19 protein-coding genes are annotated in these 18,766 nt (G+C 66.6%); 9 read left to right on the top strand and 10 right to left on the bottom strand.

What is annotated here, in order from left to right; genetic code table 11:
- Positions 1-11: 11 nt before the first annotated feature.
- Both AC1DK4_RS14290 and uvrB read right to left on the bottom strand, forming a co-directional pair.
- Positions 12-311: a putative quinol monooxygenase gene (locus tag AC1DK4_RS14290; protein ID WP_441618789.1), complete on the bottom strand. Its 300-nt coding sequence runs from the start codon at positions 309-311 to the stop codon at positions 12-14.
- A gap of 76 nt (positions 312-387) precedes the next feature.
- Positions 388-2,487: an excinuclease ABC subunit UvrB gene (gene uvrB / locus AC1DK4_RS14285; protein WP_441618787.1), complete on the bottom strand. Its 2,100-nt coding sequence runs from the start codon at positions 2,485-2,487 to the stop codon at positions 388-390.
- Positions 2,488-2,643: 156 nt separating this feature from the next.
- Here uvrB and AC1DK4_RS14280 point away from each other — a divergent pair, with 156 nt between their 5' ends.
- Positions 2,644-3,840, top strand: a complete 1,197-nt coding sequence (locus tag AC1DK4_RS14280) for an amino acid aminotransferase (protein ID WP_441618785.1) — start codon at positions 2,644-2,646, stop codon at positions 3,838-3,840.
- A gap of 309 nt (positions 3,841-4,149) precedes the next feature.
- A complete protein-coding gene (locus AC1DK4_RS14275) occupies positions 4,150-5,391 on the top strand; it encodes a polyhydroxyalkanoate depolymerase (RefSeq protein WP_441618783.1) in 1,242 nt (413 codons plus the stop codon).
- Between the two features lie 97 nt (positions 5,392-5,488).
- Here the strand turns inward: AC1DK4_RS14275 and AC1DK4_RS14270 are convergent, their stop codons facing one another.
- Positions 5,489-6,124, bottom strand: a complete 636-nt coding sequence (locus AC1DK4_RS14270; protein ID WP_441618781.1) for a TetR/AcrR family transcriptional regulator — start codon at positions 6,122-6,124, stop codon at positions 5,489-5,491.
- 204 nt (positions 6,125-6,328) lie between these two features.
- Here AC1DK4_RS14270 and rsxB point away from each other — a divergent pair, with 204 nt between their 5' ends.
- Together rsxB and nth are read left to right on the top strand one after the other, a co-directional pair.
- Entirely contained in the window at positions 6,329-7,150 is an 822-nt protein-coding gene (gene rsxB, locus AC1DK4_RS14265) for an electron transport complex subunit RsxB (protein WP_441618779.1), read from the top strand.
- On the top strand, positions 7,147-7,791 hold the full coding sequence (gene nth, locus AC1DK4_RS14260; protein WP_441618777.1) for an endonuclease III: 645 nt from the start codon (positions 7,147-7,149) through the stop codon (positions 7,789-7,791). Before rsxB ends, nth begins: the two co-directional genes overlap by 4 nt.
- A 64-nt stretch (positions 7,792-7,855) precedes the next feature.
- Here the strand turns inward: nth and AC1DK4_RS14255 are convergent, their stop codons facing one another.
- Both AC1DK4_RS14255 and AC1DK4_RS14250 read right to left on the bottom strand, forming a co-directional pair.
- A complete protein-coding gene (locus AC1DK4_RS14255) occupies positions 7,856-8,443 on the bottom strand; it encodes a malonic semialdehyde reductase (protein WP_441618776.1) in 588 nt (195 codons plus the stop codon).
- An 82-nt stretch (positions 8,444-8,525) separates the two neighbouring features.
- Positions 8,526-9,467 carry a DMT family transporter gene (locus AC1DK4_RS14250; protein ID WP_441618774.1) on the bottom strand — a complete coding sequence of 314 codons (942 nt, stop codon included), beginning with the start codon at positions 9,465-9,467 and terminating at the stop codon, positions 8,526-8,528.
- A 169-nt stretch (positions 9,468-9,636) separates the two neighbouring features.
- Here AC1DK4_RS14250 and AC1DK4_RS14245 point away from each other — a divergent pair, with 169 nt between their 5' ends.
- Together AC1DK4_RS14245 and AC1DK4_RS14240 are read left to right on the top strand one after the other, a co-directional pair.
- Complete coding sequence (locus AC1DK4_RS14245) at positions 9,637-10,068, top strand: DUF1841 family protein (protein ID WP_441618772.1); 432 nt, start codon at positions 9,637-9,639, stop codon at positions 10,066-10,068.
- Positions 10,069-10,226: 158 nt separating this feature from the next.
- Positions 10,227-11,558, top strand: coding sequence for a phospholipase A (locus AC1DK4_RS14240; protein WP_441618770.1), 1,332 nt, complete (start codon positions 10,227-10,229; stop codon positions 11,556-11,558).
- A gap of 37 nt (positions 11,559-11,595) precedes the next feature.
- Here the strand turns inward: AC1DK4_RS14240 and AC1DK4_RS14235 are convergent, their stop codons facing one another.
- Both AC1DK4_RS14235 and grpE read right to left on the bottom strand, forming a co-directional pair.
- On the bottom strand, positions 11,596-12,045 hold the full coding sequence (locus tag AC1DK4_RS14235; RefSeq protein WP_441618769.1) for a thioredoxin family protein: 450 nt from the start codon (positions 12,043-12,045) through the stop codon (positions 11,596-11,598).
- Between the two features lie 93 nt (positions 12,046-12,138).
- Positions 12,139-12,696 (bottom strand): nucleotide exchange factor GrpE, encoded by a 558-nt coding sequence (gene grpE / locus AC1DK4_RS14230; protein ID WP_441643384.1) that lies wholly within the window; start codon positions 12,694-12,696, stop codon positions 12,139-12,141.
- A 274-nt stretch (positions 12,697-12,970) separates the two neighbouring features.
- On the opposite strand from grpE, the gene AC1DK4_RS14225 reads away from it, so the two are divergent.
- Positions 12,971-13,126 carry a hypothetical protein gene (locus tag AC1DK4_RS14225; protein ID WP_020201414.1) on the top strand — a complete coding sequence of 52 codons (156 nt, stop codon included), beginning with the start codon at positions 12,971-12,973 and terminating at the stop codon, positions 13,124-13,126.
- Between the two features lie 76 nt (positions 13,127-13,202).
- On the opposite strand, the gene AC1DK4_RS14220 is transcribed toward AC1DK4_RS14225, so the two are convergent.
- The 3 genes from AC1DK4_RS14220 to hrcA all read right to left on the bottom strand — a co-directional run bounded on the left by AC1DK4_RS14220 (position 13,203) and on the right by hrcA (position 15,906).
- Positions 13,203-13,598: an RNA-binding S4 domain-containing protein gene (locus AC1DK4_RS14220; protein WP_441618765.1), complete on the bottom strand. Its 396-nt coding sequence runs from the start codon at positions 13,596-13,598 to the stop codon at positions 13,203-13,205.
- A 42-nt stretch (positions 13,599-13,640) separates the two neighbouring features.
- Positions 13,641-14,756: a ferrochelatase gene (gene hemH, locus AC1DK4_RS14215; protein WP_441618763.1), complete on the bottom strand. Its 1,116-nt coding sequence runs from the start codon at positions 14,754-14,756 to the stop codon at positions 13,641-13,643.
- Positions 14,757-14,868: 112 nt separating this feature from the next.
- Positions 14,869-15,906 (bottom strand): heat-inducible transcriptional repressor HrcA, encoded by a 1,038-nt coding sequence (gene hrcA / locus AC1DK4_RS14210; protein ID WP_441618761.1) that lies wholly within the window; start codon positions 15,904-15,906, stop codon positions 14,869-14,871.
- 114 nt (positions 15,907-16,020) lie between these two features.
- Here hrcA and AC1DK4_RS14205 point away from each other — a divergent pair, with 114 nt between their 5' ends.
- Complete coding sequence (locus AC1DK4_RS14205) at positions 16,021-16,938, top strand: NAD kinase (RefSeq protein WP_441618759.1); 918 nt, start codon at positions 16,021-16,023, stop codon at positions 16,936-16,938.
- An 87-nt stretch (positions 16,939-17,025) separates the two neighbouring features.
- On the top strand, positions 17,026-18,750 hold the full coding sequence (gene recN, locus AC1DK4_RS14200) for a DNA repair protein RecN (protein ID WP_441618757.1): 1,725 nt from the start codon (positions 17,026-17,028) through the stop codon (positions 18,748-18,750).
- Positions 18,751-18,766 lie beyond the last annotated feature (16 nt).

Below are 18,766 nucleotides of genomic sequence, written 5' to 3'. Positions count from 1 at the left end.
CCCTTCCGGACTCAGGGCAACTTGGCTGCCAGCACGTCCAGCTTCTCGATCGAAGGCGGCTTGGCGAACAGGTCCGGCGCCTTGGCCATCAGGGCCGCGGCAACCTTGCCGGAGAGATGTGCCTGGCGGCCGGCCTCGTCCGGGAAGGCGTCGAAGATCCCGTACATGGATGGTCCGAGCCTGAGCGCGAACCAGGCCGTGGTGCCGGTTTCCTCCTGCACCAGCGGCAAGCCGCCAAGCAGGAATTCCTCGACTTCCTTTTCCTTGCCGGGCTTCGCATGCAGCGGAACCCACAGCGCGAACTTGACCATGAGGCACCTCCTCATCACCGTGCGGGATTCCAACTATAGACCGTAACGGAAGGGCCTGGCGGGTTCCCCCCCGGCCTCAGGAGGCGGCCGCGGCAGGCGGCAGGTGCTCGCCGTCGCCGCTGGCGCCAAACACCTGGCGCTTGAGCTTGGCCAACTGGTCGCGCACCTGGCCGGCCTTCTCGAACTCGAGGTTCTTGGCATGCTCGAACATGAGCTTTTCGAGCCGCTTGATCTCCTTCGAAACCTGCTTCTCGGTCATGTCCTCGTACCTTGCGCGCTCCTCGGCGGCCAGCAGTTCGGCCTTGACCTCGCCCGGATCATAGACGCCGTCGATGATGTCCTTGATGCGCTTGACCACGCCGCGCGGCACGATGCCGTTGGCCTCGTTGAAGGCGATCTGCCTGGCGCGCCGGCGCTCGGTCTCGCCGATCGCGCGCTTCATCGAATCGGTCATGCGGTCGGCATACAGGATTGCAGTGCCGTTGACGTTGCGCGCGGCGCGGCCGATGGTCTGGATCAGCGAGCGCTCGGCGCGCAGGAAGCCTTCCTTGTCGGCATCGAGGATCGCCACCAGCGACACCTCGGGAATATCCAGGCCTTCGCGCAGCAGGTTGATGCCGACCAGCACGTCGAAGGTGCCCAGGCGCAGGTCGCGGATGATTTCGACCCGCTCCACGGTATCGATGTCCGAATGCAGGTAGCGCACCTTGACGCCGTTTTCCGTCAGGAACTCGGTGAGCTGCTCCGACATGCGCTTGGTCAGCGTGGTCACCAGCACGCGCTCGCCGAGCGCGACCTTGGCATGGATCTCGGACAGCAGGTCGTCCACCTGCGTGGTGGCCGGGCGCACGTGGATGATCGGATCGACCAGGCCGGTCGGCCTCACCACCTGCTCCACCACCTGGCCCGCGTGCTCGTTCTCGTAGTTGGCCGGCGTGGCCGAGACAAACATCACCTGGCGCATCTTGCGCTCGAACTCCTCGAACTTGAGCGGGCGGTTGTCCAGCGCGGACGGCAGGCGGAAGCCGTATTCCACCAGCGTGGTCTTGCGCGCCTTGTCGCCGTTGTACATGCCGTTGAACTGGCCGATCAGCACGTGCGACTCGTCCAGGAACATCAGCGCGTCCGGCGGCAGGTAGTCGACCAGCGTCGGCGGCGGCTCGCCGGGCTTGGCGCCCGACAGGTGCCGCGAGTAGTTCTCGATGCCCTTGCAGAAGCCCAGCTCGGTGAGCATTTCCAGATCGAAGCGCGAGCGCTGCTCGAGCCGCTGCGCCTCCACCAGCCGGTTCTCCTTGTAGAAGAAATCCAGGCGTTCGCGCAGCTCGACCTTGATGTCCTCTATGGCACGCAACACGGTTTCGCGCGGCGTCACGTAGTGGCTCGACGGATAGACGGTAAAGCGCGGGATCTTCTGGCGCACGCGCCCGGTGAGCGGATCGAAGAACAGCAGCGAGTCGATCTCGTCGTCGAACATGTCGACGCGCACCGCCAGTTCGGCATGCTCGGCCGGGAAGATGTCGAGCGTGTCGCCGCGCACGCGGAAGGTGCCGCGCTGGAAATCGGTCTCGTTGCGGGTGTACTGCATGGCGATCAGGCGCGCGATCACGTCGCGCTGGCTGATCTTGTCGCCCGTGCGCAGCGTCAGGATCATCTTGTGGTATTCGGACGGGTTGCCGATACCGTAGATGGCCGAGACCGTGGCCACGATGATGGTGTCGCGCCGCTCCAGCAGGCTCTTGGTGGCCGACAGCCGCATCTGCTCGATATGCTCGTTGATCGAGGAGTCTTTCTCGATGAACAGGTCGCGCTGGGGCACGTACGCTTCGGGCTGGTAGTAGTCGTAATAGCTGACGAAGTACTCCACCGCGTTGCGGGGGAAGAACTCGCGGAATTCCGAGTACAACTGCGCCGCCAGCGTCTTGTTGGGCGCGAACACGATGGCGGGACGCCCCATGCGGGCGATCACGTTGGCCATGGTGAAGGTCTTGCCCGACCCGGTCACGCCCAGCAAGGTCTGGTACGACAGGCCGTCTTCCACGCCCTCCACCAGCTGGCGGATGGCCTCGGGCTGGTCGCCGGCGGCCTCATAGGGCTGGTAGAGCTGGAACGGCGAGCCGGGGAAGGTCGCGAACTTCTCTTCGTCCAGCGCGGGCGCGACTTCAACAAGATTCGACATAGGCTGCTAGGGAAAACCTCAGGAAAACGGGCGGATACGCTAGAATCTTGGGGTTGGCGGCCAGGTATCAAGATGGGGGCCGCCGGCACTCTCCAGCGCAGTCCGGAGCATTCTACGCCCTCCCGTTTTGTTACATAGCTGACCACGAGATCCCAAATGAGTTTGTTTTCTGCCGTCGAGATGGCCCCGCGCGACCCGATTCTGGGCCTGAATGAAGCCTTCAATGCCGACACCCGTGCGACCAAGGTCAATCTGGGCGTGGGCGTGTACTTCACCGACGAAGGGAAAATCCCTCTGCTGCGCGCAGTGCAGGAAGCCGAAAAGGCCCGCCTGACCACCGCCACCCCGCGCGGCTACCTGCCGATCGAAGGCATCGCCGCCTACGACCAGGCCGTGCAGACCCTGCTGTTCGGCAAGGAATCGCCGCTGATCACCGAAGGCCGCGTTGTGACGGCCCAGGCTCTGGGCGGCACGGGCGCGCTGAAGATCGGCGCCGACTTCCTCAAGCGCCTGTATCCGGATGCCAAGGTCGCCATCAGCGACCCGAGCTGGGAAAACCACCGCGCCCTGTTCGAGGCCGCCGGGTTCCCCGTGGTCAACTATGCGTACTACGACGCGCCCAGCCACGGCCTGAATTTCGCCGGCATGGTCGAGTCACTCAAGTCCTACCCCGCCAACACCATCGTGGTGCTGCACGCCTGCTGCCACAACCCGACCGGGGTCGACCTGTCGGCCGAGCAATGGCAACAGGTGGTGGGCCTGATCAAGGACCGCAACCTGATTCCCTTCCTCGACATGGCCTACCAGGGCTTTGCCGAGGGCATCGAGCCGGACGGCGCTGCGGTGCGCCTGTTCGCGGACTCCGGCCTGCCCTTCTTCGTCTCCAGCTCCTTCTCGAAGAGCTTCTCGCTGTATGGCGAGCGCGTGGGCGCGCTGTCGATCGTGACCACGGGCAAGGAAGAAGCCCAGCGCGTGATGTCGCAGGTCAAGCGCGTCATCCGCACCAACTACTCCAACCCGCCCACGCACGGCGGCACCGTGGTCGCTACCGTGCTGAACAGCCCCGAACTGCGCGCCATGTGGGAGCAGGAGCTCGGCGAGATGCGCGACCGCATCAAGCTGATGCGCCATGCGCTGGTGGACAAGCTGGCCGCCAAGGGCGTGCCGGGCGACTTCTCCTTCGTCAAGGCCCAGCGCGGCATGTTCTCGTACTCGGGCCTGACCTCGGCCCAGGTGGACATCCTGCGCAACGAGCACGGTATCTACGCCGTCGGCACCGGCCGCATCTGCGTGGCGGCGCTGAATAGCCGCAACATCGATGCGGTGGTCGACGCGATCGCGGCTGTGTTGTAAGAAGGCCCGGCAAAAGCGACGAAAAGGCGACTTCGGTCGCCTTTTTTGCATCTGACGTCCAAAATTTGCGTTCTTTTACGTTTGTCAGCGAGATGTACAGTACTTGTCCTATTGTCTTTTCCCGTTGCAGGCGTACCTTAGCGTATATGCTGCAACGCACGATCGTTCGCAAACGCGCATAATCAGCCACAGTCGGTAACACGTTAGCAACGACAGCAACGTCAGCAGCGTGAATAGTATCTTTGCGTCACATTTTTAACGTCAAGGCGTTGAATTCCAGCTTCGCCCCCAGCCTGATAGGTATCCGTCATGCTTTACCAGCTGCATGAGTTCCAGCGCTCGATGCTGCACCCGCTTACCGCGTGGGCGCAGGCCACGGCCAAGACTTTCACCAATCCACTGAGCCCGCTCTCGCTGGTACCCGGCGCCACGCGCCTGGCAGCCGGCTATGAACTGCTGTACCGGCTCGGCAAGGAATACGAGAAGCCTGCATTCGACATCAAGTCGGTCCGCTCCAACGGGCGCGACATCCCGATCGTCGAGCAGACCATCGTCGAGAAGCCGTTCTGCAAGCTGGTGCGCTTCAAGCGCTATGCCGACGATCCCGAGACCATCAAGCTGCTCAAGGACGAGCCGGTGGTGCTGGTGTGCGCCCCGCTGTCGGGCCACCATGCCACGCTGCTGCGCGACACCGTGCGCACCCTGCTGCAAGACCACAAGGTCTACGTGACCGACTGGCTCGATGCACGCATGGTGCCGATCGACCAGGGCACCTTCCACCTGTCGGACTACATTCACTACATTCAGGACTTCATCCGCCATATCGGCGCGGAGAACCTGCATGTGATCTCGGTGTGCCAGCCGACGGTACCGGTGCTCGCGGCCATCTCCCTGCTGGCCTCGGCCGGCGAGAAGACGCCCAAGACCATGACCATGATGGGCGGCCCCATCGACGCGCGCCGCAGCCCGACCGCGGTGAATTCGCTGGCGACCAACAAGTCCTTCGAGTGGTTCGAGAACAACGTGATCTACACGGTGCCGGCGAACTACCCCGGCCATGGCCGCAAGGTCTATCCCGGCTTCCTCCAGCATGCCGGCTTCGTGGCGATGAACCCGGACCGCCACCTGTCCTCGCACTATGACTACTACCTGAACCTGGTCGAGGGCGACGCCGACGACGCGGAAGCCCATGTCCGCTTCTATGACGAGTACAACGCGGTGCTCGACATGGCCGCCGAGTATTACCTCGACACGATCCGCGAAGTGTTCCAGGAATTCCGCCTGGCCAACGGCACGTGGGAAATCGACGGCCAGCCAGTACGCCCGCAGGACATCAAGGGCACCGCGCTGCTGACCATCGAGGGCGAGCTGGACGATATCTCGGGTGCCGGCCAGACCGCCGCGGCGCACGAGCTGTGCGCCGGCATCCCCAAGGCCCGCAAGCAGCACATCAACGCGCTCAAGTGCGGCCACTACGGTATCTTCTCCGGCCGTCGCTGGCGCGAGGAGATCTACCCGGAACTGCGCGACTTCGTGCTCAAGTACCGTTGAGCCACCGCCCGGTCCCGCGCAAACAAGAACGCCCGCGTTTCACCGCGGGCGTTTTTCATTCGTTTCCGGTCCTCCGGACCGTGCCTGGCGCAAAGGCTCAGCGCCGTTCCAGGTAGGACAGCAGCATGTCGGTATGCAACTCGGCAAAACGCTCGTGTTCGTCCTGCGAGGCCACGTCCCGGCCAATCACCGCGCTGATCGTGTAGCGGTTGGACAGCACGTAGTAACCCAGCGCCGAGATCGTCAGGTAGAGCTGCGGCACGTCGACGTTATCGCGGAACACGCCCTGGCGCTGACCCCGCTTGACGATGTCCGCCAGCACATTGACCACCGGATTGATCAGCTGGTGCAGTTGCGTGGACTTCTTCAGGTGCCGGGCCTCATGGAGGTTCTCGCTGTTGACCAGCCGGATGAACTCCGGATTGCGGTAATACCAGTCCCAGACGAAGCGGGCCAGCGTGCGGACCGCCGCGACGGGATCCTCGTCGACGATGTGCAATTGCTCCTCGGCAGCGCGAAACTCTGCGTATTGCCGCTCCAGCACGGCAAGGAACAGGCCCTCTTTGCTGCCGTAGTAGTAATACAGCATGCGCTCATTGGTCTCCGCGCGACGGGCGATCTGGTCGACGCGCGCGCCGGCCAGCCCGCCCTTGGCGAACTCTTCTGTGGCGGCATCGAGGATGCGGCGGCGCGTTCCCTCCGGGTCCCGCTTTGTTCTGGTTTCGTTTTGCATGCGACGGCTGGTGAATCGTTGCGCGGGATTATGGCACAGGGCAACCTGCGCGCAGCGGCCCCCGCGGAGGGCGCATCATCGCGCGTTTCTGCGCTGCGGCGAAATCGGGGATAATCCCTGCCGCGCGCCCGCTCCAGCCGGCCAGACCACCGGCACGAAAAGAGAGCGGCGCCATGCCGCACCCGCAAACCCCAAAATGCTGTCGTGACCGCCACCCCCCTTACCCTCGCCGATCGCCTCGAAGCCCTGCTGCCGCAGACCCAGTGCACCAAGTGCGGCTTCGACGGTTGCCGTCCCTATGCCGAAGCCATGGCTGCCGGCGAAGCGGCGTGCAACCGCTGCCCGCCTGGCGGCGAAGAAGGCATCGGCCGCCTCGCGGCGCTGCTCGGCACGCCGGCGCTGCCGCTGGACCCGGAGCGCGGCGTGGAACAGCCGCGCGCGCTGGCGCTGATCGACGAAACCCTGTGCATCGGCTGCACACTGTGCATCCAGGCCTGCCCGGTCGACGCCATCGTGGGCGCGCCCAAGCAGATGCACACCGTGCTGGCGGACTGGTGCACCGGTTGCGATCTGTGCGTGGCGCCCTGCCCGGTCGACTGCATCGCCATGGTTCCCGTGACCGCGGAGCGCACCGGCTGGGCCGCGTGGTCGCAGGCGCAGGCCGACGAGGCCCACGCGCGCTACGTGGCGCGCCGCGCCCGCCTGGTGCGTGAGCAGGACGAGAACGATGCCCGCCTGGCGGCCAAGGCCGCCGCCAAGCTCGAAGCGCTGCAGGCCGAAAACGCCCAGAGCGAGCAAGAGCGCCAGGCCCAGGCACGCAAGCAGGCCATCATCCAGGCCGCCATCGAGCGCGCGCGCCTCAAGCAGCAGGCCGTCAAGCCCCGCAATACGGAGAATGTCCCGCCCGCCGTGCAGGCCCAGATCGATGCCGCCGAAGCCCGCCGCGCCAAGGCCGGCCTCGTCGCCCCGGACCAGACCGGCCCGGATGCCCCGCCCGGGACCAACCCAGCCACCAAGGACGAATGAACGCCGCCAAGTGCCGCGCCCTGTTCGAAACACTGCGCGAAGTCAACCCGACCCCTGCCACCGAGCTGGAATACAGCTCGCCGTTCGAGCTGCTGATCGCCGTGCTGCTGTCGGCGCAGGCCACCGACGTGGGCGTGAACAAGGCTACCCGCAAGCTCTACCCGGTTGCGCACACGCCGCAGCAGATGCTCGATCTCGGCGAGGACGGGCTGATCGAGTACATCAAGACCATCGGCCTCTACAAGACCAAGGCCAAGCACGTCATCGCGACCTGCCGCATCCTGGTCGAGCAGCATGGCGGCCAGGTGCCGCGCGACCGCGAAGCCCTGGAGGCACTGCCGGGGGTCGGCCGCAAGACCGCCAACGTGGTGCTCAACACCGCTTTTGGCGAAGCCACCATCGCAGTCGATACCCATATCTTCCGGGTGGCCAACCGCACCGGCCTGGCGCCCGGCAAGAACGTGCAGGTCGTGGAGCACAAGCTGCTCAAGGTGGTACCGCACGAGTTCCTGCACGATGCGCACCACTGGCTGATCCTGCACGGGCGCTATGTGTGCAAGGCGCGCAAGCCGGAATGCTGGCATTGCGCGATCGAACCGCTTTGCGAATTCCGGCCGAAGACCGAGGCACCCAAGGTCTAGCATCCCCGCGAGAATGCAAAAGGCCCCCGCAGGGGCCTTGATGCGAGCAGCCTGGGCGCGAGGCTCAGACCACGCGGCAAGCCTCGTCGAACGACAGGCGCGGGCTGCGCGGGAACAGCTTGTCTGCTTCGCCGTAGCCCAGGTTGCAGAGGAAGTTCGCCGACCACTTGCCGTCGGGGAAGAACGCCGCGTTGACCTTGGCCGCGTCGAAGCCCCCCATCGGGCCGCAATCCAGGCCGAGCGCACGTGCCGCCAGGATGAAATAACCGCCTTGCAGCGAGCTGTTCACCAGGGCATCGCGAGCGATCTTTTCCGGCTGGCCTGCGTACCACGAGCGGGCATCGGCATGCGGGAACAGCTTGGGCAGCTGGTCGTGGAAAGCGTTGTCGAAGGCGACGATGGCCGTTACCGGCGCGGAACGGGTCTTGTCGACGTTGCCGGGAGCGACGCATTCGACCAGGCGGGCCTTCTCCGCGGCGCTTTTCACGAAAACGATGCGGGCGGGCGAGCTGTTGGCGGCCGTCGGGCCAAACTTCATGGCGTCATAGATCTGATGAAGCGTGGCATCGTCCACCTTGCGGTCTTGCCACACGTTGTGGGTGCGGGCTTCGGTGAACAGCTGGGCGATGGCTGCCTGGTCGATCGATTTCATGCGTCGGTTCCTGAACGAGAGGTGAGAGCCGGATTGTATCGAAGACGCCGCCCCGTCCCTCCAAGCGATTTGAGCAAGGGATTCAATTCTGTTGTACTTGCTCGGCGCCGCTACCCTTGCGCGTCAGCCACAGCACGCCGGCCAGGATCAGCGCGCCGCCCAGCGCCTGGGTCAGCCCGACCTGCTCGCCCAGCAAAAGCGCCGCCAGCACCACCGTCACGACCGGCTCCAGCGTCGACAGCATGGAAGCGCGCGCTGCGCCAAGGCGCTGCAAGCCGGCAAAGAAGGTCAGGATGGCCAGCACGGTCGAGAGCAGCGCGATCGCCAGCAGCGCCAGCCAGCCCCCCGCGGTTTGCGGGAACTGCGGCGGCGCCCCGGCCCCGGCGCGCAGGATGCCGACGGCGATATAGACCAGTGCCGCAGCCGTGCACACCACGGTGGTGGTGGCGAGCGGGTTGACGCCAGCCGTGATGCGCGCGCCCACGATGATGTACACCGAGTAGATCACAGCCGAGGCCAGTCCGAGCGCGATCCCCAGCGCCGAACCCTGGCCGCCGCCGACCGTCAGGCCGGCGCCCACCGAACACAGCACCAGCGCGATCACCGACGCCGCGCCCAGGCGCTCCTTGAGGAACACCGCGGCGAGGATGGTGACGAAGAGCGGGTACAGGTAGAGCAGCAATGCCACCAGGCTTGCCTGGGCATGATTGAGCGCCGTGAAGAAGCAGAACGACTGGCCGACATAGCCGATGCCGCCCATCGCCGCGAGCGCCAGGACCTTGCGCCAGCCAGGCAGGCCGACTCCGCGCGCCCGCATGGCCAGCGCCAGCGCGCCGGCCGCCAGCGTGAAACGCACCGCCAGCAAGCCATAGACATCGGATCCGGCATCGTAGGCAAAGCGGGCGAAGATCGCCATGGCGCCAAAGGCGCTGGCCGAAAGCGCGATCAGCAGCACCCCGGCGAGCTGCTCGCGTACGTTGCGGCCGGCTTGGAGACTGTCGGGGGAGGAGCGGGAAACGGACATGTCGGCGTGTGGATTCGGTCTTCCGGCGGGCGCCGGGCAAGCCGCATTCTATGCCGTGCAAATGCCGCGCGGGGCCGGATCCATGCCGGCGGCAATCGGGCGGCAATCGGGCGGGCGGCGCCGGTGCCGCCCTGCGGCGGAGGCCGGCCTCGTTTACAATGACGCCATCATGTTCAATCCCTCCCGCGAAGAAGTCCGCCGTTTTTTCTGCGATGCATGGCAGAAGCAGCGCGCAGGCAGCGTCCTCACCCCGCTTGAAGCCATTGCCGTCGACTGGATCGGCGAGCATCCCGAGTATCAGAACCTGCTGACCGACACGGAAGGCGCGCTCACTCAGGACTACACCCCCGAAGGCGGCCAGACCAATCCTTTCCTGCACCTGGCCATGCATTTGTCGATCGCCGAACAGGTATCGATCGACCAGCCGCCCGGCATCCGTCGCGCCTACGAGGCGCTGGCCCAGCGCCTCGACTCGCCGCATGAGGCGCATCACCAGGTCATGGAATGCCTGGGCGAGATGCTCTGGGAGGCGCAACGCACCGGCCTGCCGCCCGACGGCGAGAATTACATTGCCTCGGTCCAGCGCCGCGCCATGCGGTAGCGCCAGCAGCGTCTTGCCATGCCGGGCTTCCCGGCGGCGTACAAATCATCACAAAGTCGGCGCGCCGGGCATGTTAGGCTTTACCGCGTCGCAATAGATCATGCCGCGCTTGCATCACCTTTCCCGGGACCCGGGAAAACGCGCGCCGCTTCAACCACATGCAGCTTTGCACGCATAATGCCCGGACCGGCTCCTCGCCTGCGGTCCGGCGCCGGCTCGCACCGGCGACCCCGGCCCTGCTTCTCTCCCTTGCCCTCGCTGCCGCCTGGCCGCTGCCCAGCCGGGCAGCCATCGCGCTGCTGCAGCCACCGAAGGTGGTCGACGGCACCAGGCCGCTGACCCTGACCCTGCTGGTCAGCGCCGACAAAGCCAACCGGACGTTCCTGGTGCCGGAGGCCATCGACGTGGTCGCATCGGCGGACCTGCAGGCGCCGGTGCGCCTGCACTTGGAGCGCACGGCGCCTGGTGCCGCCACGATCCGGCTGCGCCAGGGCGAGCACCGCATCATCGAATACAGCGCGACCATCCCGCCCGCGCTGCGCGGGACCGTACGGCTGGATCCCGTCGATATCGATGCGGCGCCGGTACTGGTCACCCTGAACCGGGCGCCGCGCCCGGACGACCCGCCCGCGGCGCAGGTGGCGCAGGCCACGGCCGCCCCGGCCGGAAGCACGGCCGCCGCACCGACGCAGGGCGACCGCACCGCCACGCCTGCCGTCCCGGTCGTGCCAGTGGCCGCGTCGGCCGAGCCCGCGCCCGTCCAGACCGATTTGCGCGACCAGGGCCGGCTGACCTTCAACGATCCGATGTACTTCCTGGTCGGCGCGCATGACGGCGCCAACGCCAAGTTCCAGCTCAGCTTCAAGTTCCGCATCTTCGAGGGCGAAAACCCGTCTTCGCGCAGCCTGCTGGACAACCTCTACTTCGGCTACACGCAGTTCTCGCTGTGGGACCTGGCCGGAGACTCCCACCCCTTCCGCGACACCAATTACCGGCCGAGCCTGTTCTACTACCTGTCGGATACCGGGGTGCATAACCGCACGATCAGCCGTCTTTCGCTCGCCGCGGGCCTGGAGCACGAGTCCAACGGCCGCGACGGCGACCAGTCGCGCAGCATCAATACCGTCTTCGTCAAGCCGACCCTCTACCTGGGCGACTTGAGCAGCTGGCACTGGAGCGTATCGCCCAAGCTCTATTACTACCTGGAGAAGAACGACAACACGGATATCGCCAGCTACCGCGGCTACATGGACCTGAAGCTGGCCTACGGCAAGCCGGATTCATGGGAATTCGCGGCCACCATGCGCAAGGGCACGCAGAAGTACTATGGCAGCGTCGACGCCTCGGTGACCTATCCGCTCGCGCGGCTGATCCCGGGCACCGCGGGCTATCTGATGGCGGGCTATTTCGTCGGCTATGGCGAGAGCATGCTGGACTACAACCACAAGCTGCCGTGGCAATTCCGCCTCGGCTATGCCTTGTCGCGCTAGTCCCGCCGGGCAGCCCGCCACGCGCGCGGGCCGCGCTTCAGCCCGCCAGGGGCTTGCCGCTGGCCTTCAGGCGGGCATTGGCCACCGCCGCGGCGAACTGGCCATGACCGTGCCAGCCGGTGGCACGGCCGAGTTTCTTGCCCTTGTGGAAGAACATGAACACGGGGATTCCATGCAGGCCGAAGCGCCTGCCCAGTTCGGGGTGCGCGTAGACGTTGGCATGCAGCCAGTGCAGCTCTAGCGCGCGCACCGGCTCGGGATTGGCCAGCATGGCTTTCTTCGCCATTTCGCAATTGAAGCAGTCCACGCCCCAGAAGAACACGCACACCAGAGCATCATCGGCAGCCGCAATGGCGGCGTCGATATCGTCGCCGTTCACCTCGCGCATGCCGAAAGTTTCGAAGGCATGGTGATCCAGGTGCGGCGCCGCGTCGGCGGCGGCTTCGGCCGGCGCGCCGGCAGCGGACTTGTCTGACGAGGTAGACATAGGCTTCTCCAGCAATGAAAAACGCCCGGGCCAGTGGCACCGGGCGTTGCTCGTGCCGCCGGACAGGCGGACAACGAAAGCGATGCGCCGCCGTTACTTCGGGGCGGACACCGTCACCAGCGCCGGACGCAGCACACGGTCGGCGATCGTGTAGCCGCGCTGCAGCACCGACACCACGGTATTGGGTTCCTGCGGCGCCGGCACCATCGAGATGGCCTGGTGGCGATGCGGGTCGAACTTTTCGCCGACCGGATTCAGCTCGACGATCTTGCCCTTCTCGAAGGCGCTGGTGAGCTGGCGCGCGGTCAGCTCCACCCCTTCGCGCAGCTTGGCGATGTCGCCGGAACCGTCGGCCAGCGCGGCCTGCAGGCTGTCCATCACCGGCAGCAGGTAGTCGGCGAAGCTCTCGATAGCGAACTTGTGCGCCTTGGCGACGTCTTCCTGGGCGCGGCGGCGGATATTCTCGCCCTCCGCGGTCGCCCGCAGGAACATGTCATAGTGCTCCTTGGCCTTGGCTTCGAGCGTGGCCAGCTGGGCGGTCACGTCCTCCGCGGCGGCGTTCTCGGCCTGGCCGGCCGGCGCGTTGTTCAGCTCCTCGCCGGCGGCCGCCGGCGGCGTCGTGGTGGATGGCGTCTGCTTCTGTTCTTCCATGTCGATCCGTATCAATACAAGGACGCGGCCGGCCTGGCGCTGGCCGCGGGTGGTAAATCGGCAAATGTATCCTGCAATTGGTGACAGGCATCCATTATTTCAAGAGTGCACCGCGCCGGGGCACTGAAACACACGGTTACAAAGAGGTGCACATGGAAATAGGGGCCATATTGCTTTGCTGCAGCGCACCCCCTAAGATGAAACCGTATAAAAATGACAAAAATACCGGGGTCGAAGATGCATCACAAGTCGGGCCACACTCGAAAGGTTAGCCATGCATAAGCTACCTGTTCTGACGGTCTTCCTTCTCGCCGCATTATCGGTGATGACAGTCTTTATCTGCCTCTCCGGCGCCTTCACGCCGCGAGACACCGAATACGGTAGTGGCAAGGCGGTCTTCAAACACTACATCGTTCCCTTCGTTCGCTGATCCAGGCCGGTGAGCCGCGGCGCCGCATGCGATGGCGCCGCTCGCCGCCTCCTGAGTCCTCTCGGCTCCCCGACTCTCAGCTCCCGAATCCGTCCAGCAGGCGGCGATCCCGCTTGGTCGGCCTGCCCTGCAGCCGCGAGGCCGGCTCCACGTTGAGCCGCCGGTTTTCCGCTTCCTCGCGTCGTCGCGCCTGGCTTGCCTGCGTCTCCGCATAGAGCGTCTGCGCCACCGTCGCCGACCCGCGCGCGCCGGCGATGCCCCTGACCAGCACTTCCCAGCGCTGCTGATGCGCCTCGAGCACGATGGTGTCGCCCGGCTTGACCTCGCGCGAGTTCTTGCAAGGCTGGCCGTTGACCTGCACCTTGCCACGCTCCACGGCCTCGGCCGCCAGCGAGCGGGTCTTGAAGAAGCGCGCGCACCACAGCCATTTGTCGATGCGCAGGCGCGCGTCAGCCTCGAAAGATACGTTCATTCTGTCATCTCCATGCCAGGGGCCGGCTTTGCCGCGCCCGTGTCACGCCGCAGCCCCGCGCATCTGGGCCTGGGTGCGGCGAGCCTCCAGTTCGTGCGGGTGCGGCAGCCGCAGCGGCCATCCCTGCAAGTGCTGCAAGCCGATCTCCGCCAGCCCGGCGATCCAGCTCTCGGCATCGTTGAGGCAGGGAATGTAATGGAACACCTTGCCGCCCGCCACCTGGAATTCGGAACGTCCTTCCATGCCGATCTCCTCCAGGGTCTCCAGGCAGTCGGCCGGGAATCCGGGGCAGAACACGTCGACCCGCCCGGTGCCGACCTTGCCCAACTCCTGCAGCGTGGGTGCCGTGTAGGGCTGCAGCCATTCCGCGCGGCCGAAGCGCGACTGGAAGGTAACCTGGTACTGGCCGGCTTGCAGGCCCAGCGCCTCGCCCAGCAGGCGGCCGGTCTTCAGGCATTCGCAATGGTAGGGATCGCCCAGTTCCAGGGTGCGCCGCGGCACCCCGTGGAACGACAGGATCAGCTTGTCCCCACGCCCGAAATCCGGCGTGCCGTGCTGCGCCCAGTATGCCCCCACCTGCTGGTGCAAGGCGGCAATATAGGCCGGATGGTCGTGAAAATGCTTGACCAGCCGCAATTCTGGCTGATTCCGCCAGGTCGCCAGCACGCGGAACGCTTCGTCGAACGCCGTGGCCGTGGTGGTGCCGGAGTACTGCGGATACAGGGGCAGCAGCAGGATGCGCTCGGTGCCCTGGCGGCGCAGCGCCTCCAGCACGGAAGCGATCGACGGGTTGCCATAGCGCATCGCGCACGCCACCGTCACTTCGTGGCCCTGCTGGCTGAGCAGCAATTGCAGGGCGTGGGCCTGGCGTTCGGTATGCACGAGCAGTGGCGAACCGGTCATCTGCGCCTCGCGCAGCCAGACCGACTCGTATTTCACCGCCGAGGCGCGCGAGCGCAACGGCAGGATGATGCCGTACAGGATCGGCAGCCAGGCAGCGCGCGGGATCTCCACCACGCGCGGATCGGACAGGAACTGCCTGAGATAGCTGCCGACGGCCTTCGGTGTCGGCGCATCGGGCGTGCCGAGGTTGATCAGCAGGATCGCCGTGCGCGGCGCCTGGCCATGCTGATAGGCCGGTTCGGGGGTAGTCGTCATGGTGTTTCCGGTGTGGCGGGGCGGGACGCGCCAAAGGCGCGCGGCCGCCGGGTCTCGCCGAGCAGACGGGAGGAGCGGAACAGGCAGTCGGTGAGACCGGCCCTGGCCAGCACTAGTTCTGGCTCAGCGCGCTGGACAATAGCCTCGCGGTGATGTCGACGATCGGGATCACCCGTTCGTAGGCCATGCGGGTGGGCCCGATCACCCCCAGCGTGCCGACGATCTGGCCGTCGACCTCGTAGGGCGCCGTGATGACCGCCATGTCTTCCAGCGGCACCAGCTTGCTCTCGCCGCCGATGAAGATCTGCACGCCCTGGGCGTGGCTGGAGACGTCGAGCAGCTTGAGCAGGCCGGTCTTGTGCTCGAACACGTCGAACAGCCGGCGCAGCTTTTCCATGCTGGAGGACAGGTCCTCCACCTCGAGCAGCTTGCGCTCGCCGGAAATGAAGACATGATTGTCTTCTTCCTCCGCCATGGCGCTGCTGCCCGCTTCCACCGCCGCCTGCATCAGCTGCGACATATCCATGCGCAAGGCCTGCAATTCCCCGCGCAGGTGGTCGCGCACATTGTCGAAGCTCATGCCGGCGTAGTGCGAGTTGATGAAATTCGCGGCCTCGACCAGTTGCGACGCCGTGTACGGCAGCTCGGTCTGGATGATGCGGTTCTGCACGTCTCCCTCGGGGGTGACGATGATCAGCAGGATGCGCTTGTCCGACAGCCGCATGAACTCGACCTGGCGAAACGCCTGCGCGCGCCGCGGGGTCATCACCACGCCGGCGAAATGCGACAGATTGGACAAGGTATGCGCCGCCGACGTGATCATCCGCTGCGGCCCGAGCTGCTGCCCGCGCAACTGGCCCAGGATCTTGCCGGTCAGCTCCGCCAGGTTGAGCGCGCTGTCCAGCGGCTGGGCGGTCAGCATGGTATCGACGAACAGCCGGTAGCCGCGCGGGGTCGGGATACGCCCCGCCGACGTGTGCGGACTGGTGATGAACCCCATTTCCTCCAGGTCCGACATCACATTGCGGATGGTGGCCGGGGACAGATCGAGACCGGAGTACTTCGACAAGGTCCGCGAACCCACGGGTTGCCCCTCGGCGATATAGCGCTCGATCAGGGTCTTGAGAAGCGTTTTCGCACGTTCATCCATGATGCACCCGATTTTACGCAGGTTTTACCCGTTCGGGCGGCTCGTGCACGCCCGCGCACGCCCGGACGTGCCGCCTTGCTGACAATGGTCGCGGCGGTATGGTCTAATCCGGGCATGTCTTCGCTCCCCACGCCCGGCGCCGCTCGCGCGCCCTTTCGCACCGTCGCCCTGATCGGCAGGTACGCCACCGCCGGCATCGAAGGCCCGCTGGAAGAGCTTGCCGCCTGCATCCTCAAGAACGGCCAGGATGTGGTGTTCGAGCGGGAAACCGCGCTGGCCACGGGCCTGACCGACTACCCGGCCCTGCCACCCGGCGAGATCGGCAAGCATGCCGACGTCGCCGTGGTGCTGGGCGGCGACGGTACCTTGCTGGGCCTGGCGCGCCAGCTGGCCGGCTTTCAGGTGCCGCTGATCGGCGTCAACCACGGGCGCCTTGGCTTCATGACCGACATCCCGCTGGAAGACGTGCATTCGGTGCTGCCCGACATGCTGGCCGGACGTTATGAATCCGAGACCCGCATGCTGCTGGAGTCGCAGGTGGTGCGCGACGACGGCGTGATCTTCTCCGCGCTGGCCTTCAACGACGTGGTGGTCAACCGCTCCGGCATCTCGGGCATGGTGGAGCTGGCGGTCTCGGTGGACGGCTACTTCATGTACAACCAGCGTTCGGACGGCCTGATCGTGTCCACGCCGACCGGCTCCACGGCCTACGCCCTATCCGCCGGCGGACCGATCCTGCACCCCACGCTGTCCGGCCTGGTGCTGGTGCCGATCGCCCCGCACGCGCTGTCCAACCGCCCGATCGTGCTGCCGCATGACGCCGAGGTGTCGATCGAGGTGGCCACCGCGCGCGACGCCAGCGTCAACTTCGACATGCAGTCGCTGACCTCGCTGCTGCCCGGCGACCGCATCGTGGTGCGGCGCTCGGCCAAGACCGTCCACCTGCTGCACCCGCTCGGCTACAACTATTACGCCACGCTGCGCAAGAAGCTGCACTGGCACGAGTACCCGAGCGAAGACAACCGGCTCTGATCCGGCGCGGTCGCAGCCCACCGCGACCATGCCGGCCGGCGCCTCCCGCAGACCGCCCCCCAACCTGACCCTGACCCGTCGCCCACGATGCTGCGCAGCCTGTCCATCCGCGATTTCGTCATCGTCGACACGCTCGACCTCGACTTTACCCCGGGCTTTACCGTGTTCACCGGCGAGACCGGCGCCGGCAAGTCGATCCTGATCGACGCGCTGGCGCTGGTGCTGGGCGAGCGCGCCGACGCCGGCGTGGTGCGCGAGGGCGCCGCCCGCGCCAGCATCAGTGCCACCTTCGCCACGCCGCCCGGGCTCGACGCCTGGCTGGCCGAGCATGACCTGACCGGCGACGACGGCACGGTGCTGCTGCGCCGCACGGTCGATGCCGGCGGACGCGGCAAGGCCTTTATCAACGGCGCCGCCGCTACGCTGGGCCAGCTGCGCGAGATCGGCGACCGCCTGGTCGACATCCACGGCCAGCATGCCCACCAGTTGCTGCTGCGCCCGGACGCCCAGCGCCTGCTGCTCGATGCCCACGCCGGCCTCACCGCGCAGGCCGGCGCGGTCGCCGAGGCGTGGCGTTCGTGGCGCGCCTGCGTGCGCCAGCGCGAGACAGTCGAGCACCATTCGCGCGAGATGGCGCTCGAGCGCGAGCGCCTCGAATGGCAGGTCGGCGAGCTGGAGAAGCTCGCGCCGCAGGCCGGCGAATGGGAAGACATCCAGGCCGAATACAACCGTCTTTCCCACGCCGCCGGCCTCATCGAAGGCAGCCGCGCCGCGCTGGAAGCGCTGTCCGAAGCCGACGGCTCGGTGCTCTCCACGCTCAACAGCGTGGTGCAGCGCCTGCGCCAGCTGGCCGACGTCGACCCGGCCCTGGGCGATGTGCTGGCGGCGCTGGACCCGGCCCAGGTCCAGGTCGAGGAAGCCGCGCACTCGCTCAACCGCTATGTCGACCGGCTCGATCTCGACCCGGAGCGCCTGCAGGTGGTGGAGGCGCGCATGCAGGCGCTGCACACCACCGCGCGCAAGTACCGCCTGCCGCCCGAGCAACTGCCCGACGAGCTGCAGGCCCGCCGCCAGCAGCTCGACGACCTGCAGTCCGCCCAGGACCTGAACAAGGTGATGGCGCGCGAGGCTGCCGCCCGCGCCGCCTACCTGACCATCGCCCAGCACCTCGGCGCGGCCCGCAAGGTGGCCGCCGAGAAACTCTCCGCCGCCGTAACGGAAGCCATGCAGGGCCTGTCGATGGCCGGCGGCAGTTTCGCCGTGTCCCTGCACCCGCTCGAGGAAGGCCAGAGCCACGGCCTGGAGCAGGTCGAGTTCCTGGTCGCGGGCCATGCCGGCGTCAGCGCGCGCCCGCTGGCCAAGGTGGCCTCCGGCGGCGAACTGGCCCGCATCAGCCTGGCAATCTCCGTCATCACCAGCGAAGCCGCGCCCACGCCGACCCTGATCTTCGACGAGGTCGACACCGGCATCGGCGGCGCGGTGGCCGAAGTGGTCGGCCGGCGCCTGCAGGAACTGGGCCGTGCGCGCCAGGTGCTGTGCGTGACCCACCTGCCGCAGGTGGCCGCGCAGGCCGGCGCCCATCTGCTGGTCAGCAAGGAAACCAGCGAGCGCGGCGCACAGGGATCGGTCACCCGCTCCCGCATCCGCGCGCTCGACGCCGCCGGCCGCGTAGTCGAGACCGCCCGCATGCTCGGCGGGTCCACCGTGACCGCTACCACCATGCAGCACGCCGAGGAAATGCTCGCGCAAGGCGCGCGCAGCAGCGCCGGCCCGGCCCGCGAAGCGCGCCGGTCACGCCGCGCCGCCAGCTGACGGCGCCCGTCCTCCG

The organism is Cupriavidus sp. 05N38 (assembly GCF_056397345.1).
This window is presented reverse-complemented; position numbering and strand designations above follow the sequence as displayed.

What these genes read in the sequence shown, in the direction of transcription:
- AC1DK4_RS14240 (WP_441618770.1), top strand. Translation starts at nt 10,227, where the DNA reads ATGCAGCTTTGCACGCATAATGCCCGGACCGGCTCCTCGCCTGCGGTC.
- AC1DK4_RS14205 (WP_441618759.1), top strand. Translation starts at nt 16,021, where the DNA reads ATGTCTTCGCTCCCCACGCCCGGCGCCGCTCGCGCGCCCTTTCGCACC.
- hrcA (WP_441618761.1), bottom strand. Translation starts at nt 15,906, where the DNA reads ATGGATGAACGTGCGAAAACGCTTCTCAAGACCCTGATCGAGCGCTAT.
- nth (WP_441618777.1), top strand. Translation starts at nt 7,147, where the DNA reads ATGAACGCCGCCAAGTGCCGCGCCCTGTTCGAAACACTGCGCGAAGTC.
- AC1DK4_RS14245 (WP_441618772.1), top strand. Translation starts at nt 9,637, where the DNA reads ATGTTCAATCCCTCCCGCGAAGAAGTCCGCCGTTTTTTCTGCGATGCA.
- uvrB (WP_441618787.1), bottom strand. Translation starts at nt 2,487, where the DNA reads ATGTCGAATCTTGTTGAAGTCGCGCCCGCGCTGGACGAAGAGAAGTTC.
- AC1DK4_RS14225 (WP_020201414.1), top strand. Translation starts at nt 12,971, where the DNA reads ATGCATAAGCTACCTGTTCTGACGGTCTTCCTTCTCGCCGCATTATCG.
- grpE (WP_441643384.1), bottom strand. Translation starts at nt 12,696, where the DNA reads ATGGAAGAACAGAAGCAGACGCCATCCACCACGACGCCGCCGGCGGCC.
- AC1DK4_RS14255 (WP_441618776.1), bottom strand. Translation starts at nt 8,443, where the DNA reads ATGAAATCGATCGACCAGGCAGCCATCGCCCAGCTGTTCACCGAAGCC.
- AC1DK4_RS14280 (WP_441618785.1), top strand. Translation starts at nt 2,644, where the DNA reads ATGAGTTTGTTTTCTGCCGTCGAGATGGCCCCGCGCGACCCGATTCTG.
- AC1DK4_RS14270 (WP_441618781.1), bottom strand. Translation starts at nt 6,124, where the DNA reads ATGCAAAACGAAACCAGAACAAAGCGGGACCCGGAGGGAACGCGCCGC.
- AC1DK4_RS14250 (WP_441618774.1), bottom strand. Translation starts at nt 9,467, where the DNA reads ATGTCCGTTTCCCGCTCCTCCCCCGACAGTCTCCAAGCCGGCCGCAAC.
- hemH (WP_441618763.1), bottom strand. Translation starts at nt 14,756, where the DNA reads ATGACGACTACCCCCGAACCGGCCTATCAGCATGGCCAGGCGCCGCGC.
- AC1DK4_RS14290 (WP_441618789.1), bottom strand. Translation starts at nt 311, where the DNA reads ATGGTCAAGTTCGCGCTGTGGGTTCCGCTGCATGCGAAGCCCGGCAAG.
- recN (WP_441618757.1), top strand. Translation starts at nt 17,026, where the DNA reads ATGCTGCGCAGCCTGTCCATCCGCGATTTCGTCATCGTCGACACGCTC.
- AC1DK4_RS14220 (WP_441618765.1), bottom strand. Translation starts at nt 13,598, where the DNA reads ATGAACGTATCTTTCGAGGCTGACGCGCGCCTGCGCATCGACAAATGG.
- AC1DK4_RS14235 (WP_441618769.1), bottom strand. Translation starts at nt 12,045, where the DNA reads ATGTCTACCTCGTCAGACAAGTCCGCTGCCGGCGCGCCGGCCGAAGCC.
- AC1DK4_RS14275 (WP_441618783.1), top strand. Translation starts at nt 4,150, where the DNA reads ATGCTTTACCAGCTGCATGAGTTCCAGCGCTCGATGCTGCACCCGCTT.